Source organism: Microcoleus sp. Pol8_D6, from assembly GCF_036700965.1.
GTDB lineage: Bacteria > Cyanobacteriota > Cyanobacteriia > Cyanobacteriales > Microcoleaceae > Microcoleus.
The window spans coordinates 1-16,880 of the sequence record NZ_JAUBPW010000086.1 but is presented as its reverse complement, the minus strand read 5'-3'; the positions used below and the strand labels follow the sequence as shown (position 1 = coordinate 16,880).

Annotated in this window: 12 protein-coding genes; 7 read left to right on the top strand and 5 right to left on the bottom strand. The window is 43.5% G+C overall.

Annotated elements, in window-relative coordinates:
• Positions 1-34 precede the first annotated feature (34 nt).
• Positions 35-1,144, bottom strand: coding sequence for a hypothetical protein (locus QUA10_RS25535; protein ID WP_333085317.1), 1,110 nt, complete (start codon positions 1,142-1,144; stop codon positions 35-37).
• 65 nt (positions 1,145-1,209) lie between these two features.
• On the opposite strand from QUA10_RS25535, the gene QUA10_RS25530 reads away from it, so the two are divergent.
• Together QUA10_RS25530 and QUA10_RS25525 are read left to right on the top strand one after the other, a co-directional pair.
• A complete protein-coding gene (locus tag QUA10_RS25530; RefSeq protein ID WP_333085319.1) occupies positions 1,210-1,383 on the top strand; it encodes a hypothetical protein in 174 nt (57 codons plus the stop codon).
• Positions 1,384-1,385: 2 nt separating this feature from the next.
• A complete protein-coding gene (locus tag QUA10_RS25525; protein WP_333085320.1) occupies positions 1,386-2,009 on the top strand; it encodes a siphovirus Gp157 family protein in 624 nt (207 codons plus the stop codon).
• Positions 2,010-2,444: 435 nt separating this feature from the next.
• On the opposite strand, the gene QUA10_RS25520 is transcribed toward QUA10_RS25525, so the two are convergent.
• Positions 2,445-2,684 (bottom strand): hypothetical protein, encoded by a 240-nt coding sequence (locus QUA10_RS25520; protein ID WP_333086411.1) that lies wholly within the window; start codon positions 2,682-2,684, stop codon positions 2,445-2,447.
• Positions 2,685-2,858: 174 nt separating this feature from the next.
• On the opposite strand from QUA10_RS25520, the gene QUA10_RS25515 reads away from it, so the two are divergent.
• The 4 genes from QUA10_RS25515 to QUA10_RS25500 are packed head-to-tail and all read left to right on the top strand — an operon-like array spanning position 2,859 to position 9,256.
• Positions 2,859-5,930 carry a hypothetical protein gene (locus tag QUA10_RS25515; RefSeq protein WP_333085322.1) on the top strand — a complete coding sequence of 1,024 codons (3,072 nt, stop codon included), beginning with the start codon at positions 2,859-2,861 and terminating at the stop codon, positions 5,928-5,930.
• Between the two features lie 35 nt (positions 5,931-5,965).
• Positions 5,966-6,625 (top strand): VWA domain-containing protein, encoded by a 660-nt coding sequence (locus tag QUA10_RS25510; protein ID WP_333085323.1) that lies wholly within the window; start codon positions 5,966-5,968, stop codon positions 6,623-6,625.
• Positions 6,626-6,641: 16 nt separating this feature from the next.
• Positions 6,642-7,430, top strand: a complete 789-nt coding sequence (locus QUA10_RS25505) for a PP2C family serine/threonine-protein phosphatase (protein WP_333085324.1) — start codon at positions 6,642-6,644, stop codon at positions 7,428-7,430.
• Positions 7,427-9,256, top strand: a complete 1,830-nt coding sequence (locus QUA10_RS25500; RefSeq protein ID WP_333085325.1) for a tetratricopeptide repeat protein — start codon at positions 7,427-7,429, stop codon at positions 9,254-9,256. The genes QUA10_RS25505 and QUA10_RS25500 overlap by 4 nt, the downstream gene beginning before the upstream one ends.
• Positions 9,257-9,332: 76 nt before the next feature.
• Here QUA10_RS25500 and QUA10_RS25495 read toward each other — a convergent pair whose 3' ends face one another.
• A complete protein-coding gene (locus tag QUA10_RS25495; protein ID WP_333085326.1) occupies positions 9,333-12,827 on the bottom strand; it encodes a helicase-related protein in 3,495 nt (1,164 codons plus the stop codon).
• 255 nt (positions 12,828-13,082) lie between these two features.
• Here QUA10_RS25495 and QUA10_RS25490 point away from each other — a divergent pair, with 255 nt between their 5' ends.
• On the top strand, positions 13,083-15,470 hold the full coding sequence (locus QUA10_RS25490) for an ATP-binding protein (RefSeq protein ID WP_333085327.1): 2,388 nt from the start codon (positions 13,083-13,085) through the stop codon (positions 15,468-15,470).
• Positions 15,471-15,789: 319 nt separating this feature from the next.
• Here the strand turns inward: QUA10_RS25490 and QUA10_RS25485 are convergent, their stop codons facing one another.
• Both QUA10_RS25485 and QUA10_RS25480 read right to left on the bottom strand, forming a co-directional pair.
• A complete protein-coding gene (locus QUA10_RS25485; protein ID WP_333085328.1) occupies positions 15,790-16,413 on the bottom strand; it encodes a hypothetical protein in 624 nt (207 codons plus the stop codon).
• Between the two features lie 182 nt (positions 16,414-16,595).
• Positions 16,596-16,880, bottom strand: a 285-nt coding sequence (locus QUA10_RS25480; RefSeq protein ID WP_333085329.1) for a hypothetical protein, incomplete at its 5' end; no start/stop codon positions are given.

The following is a 16,880-nucleotide window of genomic DNA, read 5'->3' as shown; positions in this document are numbered from 1 at the left end:
GCAGTCAATAAGTCGGATATTGCGTGCGCTCGCATCAAAACTTGGAAACCCGCTCGCAAGCAGAACTGACACCAAATCCAGGTAAATAAGTAAGGCGATAGTTGCTTTTAGCCATAGCCCTTGCCTCTCTTGTTGTCCAAGGTTTGACGCTTAGCAAATCGGGTTCAGTTTCCAGTTGCTTTAAATAAGAGCGATCACCCGTTACAAAGGCGATCGCCTGAGCCAAGAACTTGCAACAGCTCAAAGGAGCCTGAACCACCTGCTTTTCAGTAAACCTAACCACAATCCAATTCCACTCTAAGAATAATTGATTGCGGGGCATATCGCTGTCAGCATCGCAGCAGTGAGTGGGCTTCTTAGATTTGCCAGCATAAGGTTCATCAATCTCGACATCAATTCCGAGTCCAGATGGAGTGTGAATTACAGTAAAATCTGCTGAATAGCTCCTCTGAGATAACGGAATTTTAAACTCTACTGCTTGGACAACTTCCTCGAAATATTGCTGTAAGTATTGCAAAAAGCGTTGTTCACTCACTCCTTGCCGAGCTTGAGATGTGCCATTAGAACTAACGCGAAGTGACATCAAATCCTTGAGCGATCGATTTCTGTGCTGTAAGTCAATTTTTACACTTGTAAAAACTGTCTGCAACCCTTCTTTTCCTAGCTTAAAACTAGAAAATTCCTGCTGTTTGTTGGATAACGTCTCTTGTTGGGAGAATCTTTTTTGTTGGGATAATATCTCTTGTTGGGATAACATCTCTTGTTGTTTGTACTCAAGAACTTGCTGCTTATACCTGGATAGCAGCTTTTGACGGCAACCAAACACATAACGATAAGCAGCCGCCATTAAACATGAATAAGCGGCTACTACCAACAGCACTTCCCACCACAGCCAACCCCAGGAAATAGCTAACAGCCCAAGTGCGTGAGTACCATAGAGCCAAAACACCCAAATTAACCACAGCAACTTGACAGGTAACACCACAGGTGGTTGAGGCGGAGTCAACAAAACAACAGGTTTCCCGAATTGTTGAGTTTCTTGAAGTTGGGATAAGGTGGCACAACTAGAACTTGCCTCTGGCAAAGGATATTGATGGCAGAATTGCATTACCACTTTAGGGTAAAAAACTATAGGATAATTCATAACTTTAAATACTCCTTTTTTTAAGAGCGCGGTCGCGCTATTTTTAAGAAAGTTTTTTGAATTGTATGCAAAAAATTACCCAGTCAAACTCACAAAATTTAACTCATTCTCAACCAGGTAGCAAGATTCAAAAGGACAAACAAATCTCTCTTAAATCCGACGAGGCAACAATGGCTGCGCTTACTCAACTCGAAGAACGCCGCGATTATTATCACACCTGCATCAACGGAGGATACTAAGCATGAATTTAGCCACAGCAACACTTGCTCAAAGTTCAATAACTGCGGCTCAACTTTGGCATCAACTAGAGTCAGCAGAAAGCTCAGAAGAAATTGACCAACTGCTGCAATCCCTTTGGCAAACCCAAGAAACTCAGGAACTTGCTGTTGATGCCCATGCGGACTTAGCCGACCAAATTGATGCCGAAATTGCAGGAATTACAGCCCGGATGCAGTATTTGATAGAACTGCATTCAAGAGCTATCAACAAACTCCAGGGGTGGAGAGAGCGGTTAGACAAAACCGTTCTCTACTTCAACGAGTGCGGCGTGTTAACTTCCGAAGTTATTGGCAAACACCGCCGCATTACTGTTAAGGAAAATCCGCCTACCTGTGAAGTTTTGATTGACTCATCTCAACTGCCAGAACCCTATCGCCGAGTCGAAACCAAAACCGTAATTTCTGCCGACAAAAAGGCGATTTCAGACGCTTGGAAACAAGGAATGCCTGTAGATGGCACTAGGGTTTTTCGCAAGCGCAAAGTGGTTTACAGCTTGCTTCCCGGTAACAATTTGCACTCTCTTCAAGCCAACCAGACGCTTGAAAGTCGTTCTTCGGATAAAACGCAGTCCAAAAAACGGCGTTAGTCATCTTTTCAGGTGTCAGCAATGCCTTAATCTGACACCTGAATTATTAGACATATCCGAATTAGACCCTCCAAATTAGACCCCTCCGAAAAAGAATTTGAAACGCTTGTTTTGTAAGAGCGAAAACTTAATTTCTCTCGATATAGCCTTTTTCAGTTAGCTAGGTAATTGGTACAACGTAATGCCTAATGAGGCATGGTAAGGGAGCATGAATCGTCCATGCCGGGCTGGTAGCTAACACGATCGAAAATTACCAATCCTGAAATTAACTATTACCGATTACCTATTACCTTGTACCGACCTTGGGAGTTATGAATTTTCAGTTGTGAGTTGTGAGTTTTAAGAGTTTTCTTTAACTCACAACTCAAAATTCACGCATTCAAAACTCAGGAGGGCTCGAAGCGTACCTCATGATACTGAAAATTGCTAGCTCTATTACAAATCAATCCAGTATTGAGGGTTTTCAACTTGTTCTTCAGTGACGTTGAACAACTTTGACGCTTTACCTTTAATAACCCCGTCAGCATCGATGCTCAAACCTCCCAACTGCTGACTGTTTTCACCTTCTCCAAAAGCAACGCGAGCAAGTGCATCGCTATCGCTATCAGAGAAATAATCCCGTTGGCTTTTCATAGCCGTAGTTGTGCGAACTACTTTCACTTTTTTTCTCCACATTGGGATTGTCATTCTGATTGTAACACGCTACTTCTTTCTTCTAAACCCCTCCAATTGGAGGGGGTAAATATCACTCAGTAGCAGGAATTTGTGAAGGAACAAGATTGTCAAAATCTGGACTATTACTGTGCGTAAGTCCTAAAAATGTAAAAACTCGGATTCAGGAGCTAATCAATGAGCAGAAGAAAACTTACCCCAGAATATCGCTCCACAGAATGGGTAGCTGGGGAAGGACTAAAAATCCCAGTCTTTGATATGTCCTTGACTGACGGTAGAGCAAAGGGGCGGTACCAAGCTGAATCAGAAGTGCTGCGTAACTCCCTGCTTGAACTGCTTTTTGAACCTGAAGAATTAGCATCCCTAAGCATCGTTAAACCCGACCCAAATGATAGCAGCGTTGACCCTCTAAAAAACATCGATTTCGGAGATGGTATTACCAGAAGAGTTGCTTTCAGCTCCGGCAAAAATGTTTACTTTGCAGACATTGAACTCTCAACCAAACTGTTGAGCGTATTCAAAACCCAACCCGACCACGCCTGTCGCTACGGCTCACTGCTAGTTAGCAGTTGCAACCAAGGAGCCAAATTGTTAGATAGCTCCCTTGACGGCGAAACCTTACAAGTCAAAATTGTTGATTCTCAAAGCGATGACCAAAGTGAAAAAGCGAAAGCTCATAAGTGGCAAACCGGAGACTGTCACGGTAAAATTTCACCGGCACTAGCGCAACAATTGGGAGGAAATTACAACCGACCTTTTCAATTCAGATTTGCCTGGATGCAGGAATGGGGACAAGAAGACTGCCACACTCCAGAAATTAGCTTTCTTGCCAAAGGAACGCTGTTGCCTGATGCTAATTTAACCTCCGAGTTGGGTTATGATATCATCATGGATCGCTCCTCTATCAAAGGAGTTGCTAAAGAGCAATTAGCTGAACTTATCCCCTGTGGCGACTACGAATTTCCCAAAGCTATACTAGGAAATCGAGGCAACGCCAAAGTAACTGAATACGAAAATTCCTGGCAATTTTCGATTTGGTATTCCGAAGCAGCTATTGGGGCTGACATCGCCACACCGACCAAAATTGAAGCCCAAAAGCTAGCTGACTTGCAAAACAACCGGCTGCAACTTGCCAAATACTTAGTGGAGCAGCACGACAAAAAAGCTGCTTTTCAATCTAGCCTTCACGAAGACAGCAGCGGATTAGAAGATGAAGCAGATGAAAAAGCCCAGCGCAACGAATCCCGGCTAATTTCAATTTTGAGGAACGACAAACTCGGTCAACTCCTCGACTTTCCCAAAGTCGTCGATTTCATGCAAGAACAACTGGCTAAAAAGTGGAAAGACTTAGCAATTAAAGGAGCAATTCATCACGGTTCAGCAATGGCTCAACCTTGTGAAAACCTCAAACCCGGTACAATTGTTGCCCCCCACTTGCGACACGGCACAGAAGTCATCGTTACCCGATACCCAATTGTCAGTAAAGATAACATCCGCCGCTACACAGTAGACAACAAAAGCCATCCTGAATTAACGCAGTACAAAGGGTGCGTTTTCATTCGCTCTGACCAAGCCATGCAGCATCATCAATGCGATTTTGACGGCGATCAATTAGTGATTACGCCTGCTTCCCGAATGCCGAATATCGCCTCTGAAACCAGGCACGCTAATCAAGAGAATGAGTACGATGCAGTTGAGAAGCGAGAGAAAGTTGACTACAATAAAGCTACCGATAGTGATGGCGAGCGCAAGTATACTAAATTGCGGCAAATTGCCGTAGCGATCGCCCAAAATAAAATTGGCTGGGTGGCTACCTTAATCGGGAGAGTGCAATCGTCAGCCGCAGAACCGGGACAGCCAGAAAGTTTATTCAATCAACAGAAGCGGCAGCTTCTTGGAAAGCTGTTTGATGCCCTGCAAATTGAAGTGGACAGTCCCAAAAGTGCTACTCGCACCGAAGACCACCACCCCACCCTGCTGTCCAAGGCTAAGCAGTGGTCAGAACAGCACCCAAGCTACCTATTTGACTACAAAGACGACCCCAGGCTTTACAAAACCGTGCCATTACCTATAGGAGACGGCACCGCTATCAATTGCATTGCTAGGGAGGCTGTTAACCCAGAGTGGGAACCGACTCGTCTAAAAAGCCGCCACCGCGACGAATTTCGCTACCTGTTCGAGTCTCCTTCTGACTTAGATGAGCGAGAAAATTGGGAGAAACATTATGTCAGGTGGGCGCAAGATATTAAGGAACGCTATCGAGAAAGGATGGGCGAAATTCACTTGGAGTGCGGCGGCGATTCTAAGGCAATTAAAGAAGCCGTCAGCAAGTTATACGAGAGCTTAAGAGCCGATGTGACCGAAGCTTGGACTGACCCTGAAGAACGGTTTTTAGCTGCTAGTGCGATGTGGCACGTCGAAACCGCAAATCCCAACTTAGAAGTCCCTCGCAAAGCTTGTAAGGAACTTTCTCGCCAACTGCTGATTGAATTCAACCTTGAACCTGAGTACGAGCGACTGCACGAAGCAATGCCAAAAAACACTTACGTTTTGAGCGTCCCTTTCGAGGAATTTGAACGGGACGGCAGCGGTAAGACTGTCAGGGATAAGAAGCGACAACCAGTTGGCAAAGACTTAGCTGGACATTGGAAAGAATTGTTAGACAGCAAAGGTATTAAATATGAAGCAACTTTGCATTCGAGCCTGCCAATGGTCAATTTTGCCTTAATTGAACCCAGCGACAAACTGGTGGGAATTTTTGAAAGAAAGTTTGGCGAAAATGTCAACGACATCGACAGTTTAGACTTAACCTACCGTGATGGTCTTGGCCGCACTAAAGATGTCTGTTCACGCATTGTAGCTCCTGCTGATTATACTTGGCTTGAGTCCCAAAACCAAACACCTAAAGCAGCATTGGTTCTCAATTTGTTTACAGATGAAATTTGCCAGCAATTGCAAACCTTTCAGTTTGACAGAGCTGAACTGATTGGACAGAAGTACAATGACTTGAAAGATGTTGACTTTAGCAGTCCCAAATGGAGGCAGAAAACATTGACTTTTGAGGTGGGTTCTGTTAGCGGTAGCGGTTCGAGGCGCGACGGCAGCCCTATTGTCCTCCTTGACGGACAAGAATTAGCTATGTTCTCTGCTAATTCACCTAAATTGCCGATCGGCAGTACCTTTGAGGCCACTATTGAACCCTCGCCTAAAGGTAGTGCTCTGGTGTTGCCCATGCGTAGTGTAAAATGAAACCATCACTAAAATTGCTCTGGTGGGGGTAGTGGATGCCTGTAGGATTGCCTGAATTTGTTGAGAACCCGGAAAATCGCTGTCCAGTCCTCCTGTTGCTCGATACATCTGGCTCTATGGCGGGAGAACCGATTCAGGAGTTGAATCGAGGGATTGCAGCTTTTAAGGAGGACGTACTGAAAGATACGAAAGCCTCCCTGAGTGTCGAGGTAGCGATAATCACCTTCGGCCCAGTGCGTCTGATCCAAGATTTCGCAACCATTGAGCACTTCACACCGCCACGACTGGAGGCTAGTGGCAAAACTCCAATAGGTGAGGCTATTGATTGCGCTTTGGATCGACTTGAAGCGCGCAAGAAGACTTACAAAGCCAACGGTATTCAGTATTATCGCCCTTGGATCTTCTTAATTACAGATGGAGCGCCGACTGACACCTGCTGGCCATTGGCAGCGCAGCGCGTGCAGGAGGATGAGGCAAAGCGCCGACTCTGTTTCTTTGCCGTTGGCGTGCAGGGCGCAGATACGAAAATTCTCGCACAAATTGCCCCGCCAGAACGCCCACCTATAATGCTGAATGGTCTAGATTTTCGCTCTCTGTTTGTGTGGCTGAGTACCTCGATGAAACGGGTTTCTAGTGAGAAGATAGGAGTGGCTGTGGCGTTGCCACCTGTTGGATGGGGTCAAATTACTACCTAGATACTGAGGATATTTCGTGGATTGGAAAGCGATCGCACGTTCCGCAACAGGAACTAGCCACAAAAAACAGCAGCTACCCTGCCAAGATTACGGACAATATATCATCTCCAACAAGGTGATCTTGGGAGCTGTTGCCGATGGGTCTGGCAGCGCCCAACATTCTGATGTTGGTGCAAAGTTGACGGTTAAGACAGCGCTTGATGAACTCTTAATGTTACGCCAGTGCAACGTTGAATTGCATTGGCCCGCTAAACTTCTCCCTGATGGACAAGCTGGAAAATTCTTTACCATTATTTTAAACAAAGTAGTAAAAGCTTTGCAAGAACGAGCCGCTAGTAGTGATTACTCAGTTAATGACTTAGCTTGTACTTTATTAGTATTTTTGGCTACTCCGAATTGGGTTGCTGCCATGCAGATTGGAGATGGATTCATAGTGGCGCGTCTTCGGGAAGGAGAAGATCAACTACTTTTTACCCCAGATAAAGGAGAATTCATCAATGAAACAACATTTGTCACCTCGGCAAATGCCTTAAATGATATGCGTGTGCGTGTTCTACCAGGTCACCAAAAGTTCATTTGTGCATCAACAGATGGACTGGAGCGAGTAGCGATTCGGATGAGCGACTGGACACCTTTCCCCCCTTTTTTCCAGCCACTAGAAGAATATATGGTAGAAACCAGTCATCCAGAGCAGGAAGACGAATACATTAGAAGTTTCCTTGACTCTGAAAGGCTAAATGCTAAAACAGATGACGATAAAACCTTGCTTTTGTGCCTTTATAACGACCATACTAAAGTGAAATGACAGTTCTTATTTGTGCCAGTACAGGTCAATCGATCGCCCTAGTTGAACAGATAGCCAGCAGTGGTGAAGGAACCGTTTGGAAAACAGATCGCACTGGCTATCTAGCCAAAGTTTATCACGATGCACACCACGAGCGGGTTAAGAAGCTGGAAGTCATGGTAGCGAACCCACCCACAGAGCCTAACTCACACCTTAACCATATTTCTTTTGCTTGGCCCCAGGAACTACTCACCGATCGAAATGGTTCGGTGTTAGGCTTTTTAATGCCCGAGATTAAAGATGCAAAAGAATTACTAGATGTGTATAATCCACGGCTTCGTAATAAGCAGAAGCTTGAAGTTTACTGGTCTTTCCTCCACACAACAGCACTAAATATTGCCTCATTGATTCAATTAATTCATGCCAAAGGCTATGTTTTAGGTGACATTAAACCACAAAATATTCTGGTTAATAATCGTGCTTTACCTTCGATTATTGATACAGATTCTTTTCAGGTGCGCCATCCTAATACAGGCGAGGTGTATCGCTGCTTAGTGGGTACACAAGGCTTCACGCCTGTAGAACTGTTAGAAAAAGATTTTCATATTACAGATCAAACAGAAATCCATGACCGTTTTCGGTTGGCAGTAATTGTTTACTTACTGCTGTTTGGCGCTGAACCGTTTAAAGGAATATGGGTAGGGGAAGGAGATTCGCCGGAACCAAGTAAACTAATCCGCCAAGGATTTTGGCCTTATGCCCCAAACAGTTCGATCCAGCCGGGCCCATTGACAATTCCTTTAGATGTTGTGCATCCTGAGATTCAGCGATGCTTTCTCAGATGCTTTAATGATGGGCATACACAACCACATTTGCGACCAACTGCTAGGGAGTGGAAGAAAGCACTGGAAGTTGCGATCGCTGATTTAACCGAGTGTGACCGGATTACCAACCATTACTACAGCAAAAGTTATGGTAAATGTTATTGGTGCGATCGGGCCGCCCAACTCGGAGTCGATATTTTTCCGGGTGTTCCCAGGGTCAAAATACAGCCTACTGCTACTGTACCACCCTCACAATCAAAAGTTTTTGCAGCCGATAATGTACCAGAGTTACTTAACCAACAGGGAAAAATAATTACCGTTGTAGGTCGAGTATTTAACATAATTGACTATACTAAAAATAATCAGCATAAACCCTTTTGTATTAATTTTTATAATCCTACATCCCCAATCTGCAACGAGGGAATTTTCCGGATAGTAATTTCGGGGCAAGGCTTGCATAAATTAGCGCAAATCAAAGGAATTAAAGCAGAAGAATTAAAAGCTTGGAAAGGTCAATTTATAAAAGTTACTGGTCTTTTGGATATTTATCAAGCTAAAAAACGTTGCTTTACTCAAGTTACATTAGAAGATGCCGTTCAACTAGAGCTACTCGATGAGCATGAATTTAAAAATTTACTTGAAAAAGCTTTTAATGAACCAACTTCTCAAGCAAAACCTACTAAAGTAGTGCTTAACCAACGCCCTGGAAAAGCTAAAATAGCCAAAACTACTAATCAGCTTTCTCATCAAACGGGAAAAGATGCTTGGGCTTACTACCACAGCGGTCATGCCTATACCAAGCAAAAAGAATATCATTTAGCAATTCAATCTTACAGTAGTGCTATCCAACTTAATTCTAATATCCCTGACTTCTATCGCAGTCGAGGAAATGTGTACTTCTATCTCAAAAGATACTATGAAGCTGAGGAAGATTATAAAATGGCTCTGAAGCTACACCCACAAGATCGTAAAGCATCGTACAATCTATCGGTTACTAGAAAAAAATTGAAATTTATTTATTAGTTTAAATAAAAAATGACGTGAATCTTGATTTTAAAATATTGAATTTTATAATAATCTAAATCTTTGCAAGATAACACTACATCTCTTTTCCTTGAACCCAAAGTTCCGACCAGCTATAATTCACGCTCGTCACTGCAAAATCTGGCGTTTGCTGAAAAGGACGATGAACATAACGCACAGTACAATTATTCAGAGATAACTGTGCTGAATCAGAAACTTCCACCAAAGCCAAGATATAACTATCAGGTTTATTCAAAGCTGTAATAATTTCATTTTTCGTGACTGTTACCGTACTTGCGCCCTGAATTCGACCTTTGACTTCAATAATACGCAGCCGATTCGTCGTGCCGGGGATGCAGGATTCAATATCGTAACCACACTTGTCAGCACTTACATCCCTTGGCTGAAAACCTAGTTTTCGTTCCGCCGCCATCACTGCTTCCATAGCCAGCTTCTCTACTTGCTGTTTTTCTTCAGCGAAATTACCTGGAGTTCTTTGAGTTTCCCCTTTCAAATGCTGGAGCAAAGCCATAGGTACAATCAATGCACCGCCCAAAACCACTGGCGATTTTGCTGAGATATTACGTTCTTGCTCTAACTCTGCCAGTCGCTTTTCCCGGCGTGCTTTTAGTTCTTCTGCTCTCCGACGAGCATGGTCATAATTGAGTTGTGCAGTCGCTTGTACTCCAATTTTTAACCGGAATTTTTCGGCTTGATTCTCGCAGTAGTTAATTTCTGCAGTCAGTCGCTCTTTTACAGCTTCTATTGTTTTATTAATCCGCTCCGTCCGCTGTCGTTGCACTTCCCCTTTATGCAGGGGAACTAGATGTTGAATAGCATAATGTTGCGCTTGTTCTTCAATGCCCTTTTGTAGGATTAAAGACTCACTCATCAAAATGTTTAATATCTGGGGTAGCAGAGATTGCTCAGATTGCTGCAAAGGTCGGTAATCTAAATAGGGTGCGTAACCTGCATTTTTAGCGTGACCTTCTGAATCAATCTCAACATACTGCATCTGCCTAGATACAATTCTGAAATTGCCCGACTTGTCCTTACGAGCATCTTGAATGGAATGTTCTAAGTACACTAAAATGCGAACTTGTTCGCTCAAGTCATTCTCATCCACAAGGATACAGCCTTGTTTTAGTAAAGCACGGTATGGTTCCAAAATTAAATCTATTGTGTGATTTAAGAGTGGATGACCGGGATAGATAAACTCAGCCGGTGGTTTACCCCGGAGATGAGCTTGAGCCTTCTCAAAACAAATGTGACGGTAAAGCTTGGGTAATCGGTGGCGGAGACTAACCGGAATTAAAGTCACTTCATAACGTCCTGATTCACCTCCCTGTATTTTTCCATCAAGCTGTTGAAAGGCTGCTACAAAAAAGTTTATTATAAAGTGGGGTTGTAGTTTATGCACTTCGGATAGTTCAATATTTTCATAAATTTGACGCAGCTTAGAAGTGTCCATTAACTTATGATAAAGTGACCGTTTTTCTAGGATATTTTGAAGATGCTTTAGATTAAGTTTTTCCTCAATAGCCTGCTCTAGTTTCGCTTGATTATCGGGTGTGTCACCGTAGCGGATAGCCTCAATTAAAAGTTCTCCTAGCTGTTTACCATTGATTGCCTCTCCTAAGACATCAAAAACCTTACCTCCTAAAGCTTTTCGTGCAACTTCTAATTTTTCCAGCACCCTTTGGAACACTTGTCCTTCTCGTGTATCTGCTGCTACCAAGTTCCAGAGATGACAGATTTCTGTTTGACCAATCCGGTGAATGCGTCCAAATCGCTGTTCTAGTCGATTGGGATTCCAAGGCAAATCATAATTAATCATTAAATGGCAAGACTCATGGAGGTTAATCCCTTCACCAGCAGCATCATTAGCCACTAAAACTTGCACCGTAGGATTTTGGTTAAATGCGTCCTGTATTTTCTGGCGATCCTCTTGTTTGATACCGCCATGAATGGTAGCAACTGCTTTTTCGCCTATGAGGTCGCTGACACGGCGTACCAAATAGTCCAAGGTAGCGCGATGTTCAGTAAACACAATAATTTTGCGCCTTTGTCCCTGAAAGTCAAACATTTCTGGATTATTTTTAAATAGCTTAGAAAGCTCTTCCCATTTTGTATCAGTACCGCTTTTTAGCACTTCTTGTGCCAATTGTACTAATTTTTCTAGCTTATTAATTTCAGCTAGAAGTTCTGCAATAGTTGAAGCGGCTGTAGCTTGATCTACAAATTCATCTTCCAGATTTTCTATTTCTTGAGATAGAAAATCTTCTAAATCCTCTGAATCGGGACAAGTGAGTGTCTTCAGAAAATCTTCTTTTTGACGCAATTTATTTTCCAATCGCTCCCGTCGCCCTTGCAAAGACTTGTAAATTGCTTCTGGGGATGAAGCCAGTCGTCGCTGTAAAATCGTTAGGGCAAAACCGATGCTCGTCTTGCGTCCCTTCTCTAGTTTATCAGCCCTATTGAATTCTTTCTCTACATATTCAGTTACTTGTTTATAAAGCAGCTCTTCCAAATATGATAGATGATAAGCTAAAGAGTAAGATAGACGTTCTGGCAACAGAGGCTTGCCTTCCAAATCTACTAAGTCTTCTTTTAGCATCCGTCGCATCATGTCAGAGGTGTCTGCATAATGAACGCCATTACGAAACTTGCCCTCGAAGCGATCGGGGTCTAGCAGCCCCATAAACAGTTGAAAATCTTCTTCTTTGCCGTTATGAGGCGTAGCAGTCATCAATAAAAAATGGCGGGTAGTTTCACTATCTGATAGGATCTGCCCAAGCTTGTAACGTTTAGTTAGCTTCACTTCACCCCCAGAGAAAGAGGCAGACATTTTATGAGCTTCATCGCAGATAATTAAGTCCCATTCAATTGACTTGATATTTTCTTGAAGTTTTTTCTCTTGACTCGATTTATCTCGTTTTAATTTATCTACCCTAGCAATGACCAAGGGCATCTTTTCAAAAACGTTTTCTGTGAGTGTGGTCTTGATGTCGTCGTTACTAAGAATTTTAAAATTTAGCTCAAATTTATCCTTGAGTTCTCGTTGCCACTGGATTACTAAGTTACCAGGAACAACAATTAGACAACGCTGCAAATCACCACGCATCATTAACTCTTTAATCAACAACCCGGCCATGATGGTTTTGCCTGCACCTGGATCGTCCGCCAGCAAGAAGCGCAAAGGTTGACGCGGTAGCATTTCTTCATAAACTGCCGTGATTTGGTGGGGATACGGCTCGACTTGTGAGGTATGAATAGCCAAGAATCGATCGAATAGATGGGCAAAGTCAATTCGGAGGGCTTCCGAAACTAGGCGAAATAAAGCCCCATCAGCATCGAATCGCCAAGCATATTTCTGCTGGCGAACAATCTCCAGATTTTGCTCATCTGACCGATAGATTACCTGATCTTCTAAACGACCATTGTCATCATTTCGATATACTACTGTGACAGCATCGTTTCCACACTTGGAGACATCTACTACCGTGACTGTGGTGTTAGGTAGAATTCCCTTGAGCTTAACCCCTTTGCTTAATTCCTCAAGTTTAGCCATGATGAGTGCGATCTCCCTTATGAGCTTTGAAAAGCTTGTAAATAAATCTATGCGGTCGATGATACTCCAGTATCAAAGGAAGTCGAGTTGCTACCGAACTTGCACTGGGTAATGCACGGGCACTACATCGTTGTTGCAGCAGCACTCCTCAATCCAGTTCAAGCTCCTTCCGTTTAAAAGGCGACCTCTACTTCTGGTATTATAGAACCCATATGTCTGACGCGATGGCTTTCTTTTCAAACAGGGCGGCAGACAATGAATGACTTAGTTGCACAGCTATTGGGAGAAGCAACGAGCCGCATCGGGGACCGCCTTGACAACTACTTAAAAGAAGGGGTTGGGGTTGGGAAAGGAGAAGGGACTTATAAAAAAATGCAAACTGGTTCGGTAAACCAACTTCCCCCAAGTCAAACAGCCGGAGTCACAATCAAACCAAATGGGAAAAGAAATGGGTCAGACTCTCCAAAAACAATATTCCGTCAACAAAAAACAAATCCTGCTTTTCCCACCCCAACCTCAACATTCAACTTGCACGATTTCCACATCAGCCCTAACTGTCAAGCCTTTATCTTAGACCGAGAGGGACATTTAGTTGCTCGGAACGAGGTAACTGAACCAAAACCGTCTATTTCTGCTGACTCCCAGCAGCGAAGAAGCGCCCGAGCTCTGCAACAACAAGTAATCCAGCTTTCCACAGAGTATTTGCTTAAACATTATGGCAGCCTCGCTGCTATTAACAGCAGCCAAAATCTTAACTTTACTGCCAGCAACTCACTATACTTACTGCAAGTCAGACCTTTTGAAAACTCTTCAAGCTTAAACTGGCTGATTGTAGCAGTTGTCCCTGAAACCGATTTTACGGACAAAGTTCAGGCTAACACCCGCAACACTATTTTGCTCGTGCTGCTGGCTTTGGTTCTTTCTATCTGCCTTTTGCTGTCCATTTCCCTAAGAATAGAACAGCGGCTGCAGCGGTTAATTTCGGCAACAGAGGCGATAGCTGGTGGCGACTTCGACTCAACAGTTTTAGGTAGCGGTGTTGCCGAACTCGAAGCCCTAGCCTGTGCTTTCGAGCGCATGAATTGCCAGTTAAAAGCATCTCGCCAGCGGTTAGAAGAATATTCTGGCGATTTAAAGCGGCAAGTTGCACAGAAAACAAAGGAACTAAAACAAGCTAAAATTGCAGCCGAAAGTGCCAATCGCGCTAAAAGTACCTTTCTGGCCAATATGAGCCACGAATTGAGAACGCCTCTGAATGCGATTATCGGCTTTGCCCACCTCCTTGTGAACTCTAAAAAAACTGCACCGGAACAGCAGTCGAGTTTAGATATTATCAATCGCAGTGGCGAGCATTTGTTGAAACTAATCAACGATATTTTGTCGCTCTCTAAGATTGAAGCTGGTCAAATTACCCTCGAATCAAATGCTTTTGACCTTTACAGTTTGCTCTCGGACATAGAACGGATGTTCCAACTCAAAACTCAGTCTAAAGGATTGCAACTTGTTTTTGAACTCCGGAAAGATGTACCGCAATACGTCCGAACTGATGAAAGCAAGCTGCGCCAAGTTTTGATTAATCTGTTGGGCAATGCTGTTAAATTTACTGAGACGGGTAGGGTGAAGCTGACTGTAAAATGCCTTCAGTCTATGGCCAAAAAACCGCTATCCAAATTCTTTCTCCAGTTCTCAGTGAAGGATACAGGTCATGGTATTGCCCCTGAAGAGATTAGCCGTTTGTTCAAGCCGTTCGTGCAAACTGAAACTGGTAGGAAATCGCAAACGGGAACGGGCTTGGGATTGCCAATCAGTAGCTCTTTTGTGAAGCTGATGGGTGGTGAGATTAAGGTCAAAAGTTCTGTGGGGAAAGGAACGGTTTTTAGTTTTTACATTAAAGTCAGTCATGCAACTGAGAGCGAAATTTATGACAGACAGCCGCAAAAACGAGTGAAGGGGTTGGCATCCAACCAACAAATATATCGCATTCTGGTAGCGGACGATGAGTCGGCAAATCGGTTGCTGCTAACTCAAATATTGAAGTCGGCTGGCTTTCTTGTGTGGTTTGCGGATAACGGAACTGAGGCTGTTAAATTGTGGCGAAAGTACAAGCCGCATTTAATTTGGATGGATTTGAGGATGCCTGTTCTAGACGGCTTTCAAGCTGCTCAAAAAATTCGCTCTCTGCCTAACGGTTCTAAGACTAAGATTATTGCTTTGAGCGCTAATGCTTTTGTTAAAACCCAGGAACTCGCCATGTCGAACGGCTTCGATGACTTTGTTGCCAAACCGTTCCGAGAAACAGTAATTTTTGAGAAGATGGCGCTTCATTTGGGTGTTCGCTATATCTATGAAGAGGAGGCGTCTAGGAAGTCCGAACAGGATGAGCCGGTCCAGCAACTGACTCCTGAGTCGCTATCTGTGTTGCCGAGGGAGTCGATTGAGAAGCTTTATAAAGCAGCCGCTTGTGGAGACGAGCAAGCGGTAAGGCAGTTAATTGAGCGAATTCCTCGCTCCCAGAAACAAATTGCTGGGGCTTTGACCAAGTTAGTGGAAAATATGAGTTTAGATATTATCAGCGATATGACTCAGAATTGCATTTCGGCCGATTGTACGATCGCCAAATCCCAAGACAGTTCTCAAAGTTAACTGAGGTATTATCCGGTATTGTCCAGAGAATTTTTTATTTAATCCACCTCCCTGTTTAGAACCAGTACCTCAGATATCGATATATGAATTTCGGCAGTCCATTTCGGCCAGAGAGCATGAAGAAAACTGAAGCCAGTCAACCGTTCAACAGAGCGTCGCTTGTGCGATAAACGGAAAAGTTTTACTGGATGCTGGGAATACAATCAAAATCCCAACACTCGGAACATTCCGGCTGCACGAACCACTGGAATTTAGTGTGGTTTCCCAGACTTTTATTTTATCAAAATCAGGAAGTCATAGACTGTAAAATTTCAGGAGTTCATAAATACGGAAGGGTTGGGCGAGTCAACTGAACAATTTGCATTAAAATACCTAGAATGAGTTGAATATTTTCAATAAAATGCTCTGTTGTTTCAATATAAACCGTACTTTTTTCGAGTTTCATAAACTTCCAAATACTGCCGGTTGTAACGGCACCATAAACACAAGAAATACTGTTGTTTTTTTGAACATTAAACATCTGGGCTGCCAACATTTCAGCAATGCACTGGCCAATTCCCGATTTGATATTGTCATTCTTGGCTTCGACAAGTGTAAACACAGGGGCGTTTAAAGATAATTGTTCTGGTGAATGGCTAATCATAAAGTCACAGACACCGTTGAGTCCTTTGACTCGATCGATATTGAATTCCGTACCGGAAAACAGGCTGATTTGACGATCGCAGCGCCTGCGGAGTTCAATCAATACCGGAGCGACAATCATCTCTGAGCGCGCTTTTTCCGTGTCGATTCCCAAGGCTAAGGGGATATTTTCTGCTAAGGTTTCCTTTAAAAGCTGACTGGGTTCGATCGGTTCTACAGCCGTAATAACTTCAGAGACTTCTCGAATTGTCAACCCGAGTTTATTTTTAATATCATCTAGGGAAAATTCGCTATAAGACATAATTGCACCCTTTCACTCCGTCGTTCTAACTTTATACTTAGATTTAGATAAACACATTGACATTTACCTGAATTTTCTCAGTCAGTGCTTTAACCTAAGAGCGTTTTTTAGGAGTACACGCATCCTGCTCGCTGGCATTTCTATCTCGCGAAAGAGAACTCCGGCTCGTACTCCTGTTTTTCCTAAATTGGGATGATCCTAACAGATATGACAATAATAACCTTTGTTCCCCCTCCCAGTTCGCTCTGAATCTCCAACTGAGCGCCAATCTGCTCTGCCATCTGCCACATTTTACCCAGACTAAATCCGCTCACTTGCTGCTGCGAAGCAACCGGAATATCTAAATCCGACGTGCTTCGGGAACTCATTAGAAATCTAAAGATAAAAAAGCCGTCAAGCGAAGGACGGGGCTTTGTGCGATTCGTTGTGTGGTGAATCACGGTATCCAGTCCGTAAATAACCACACC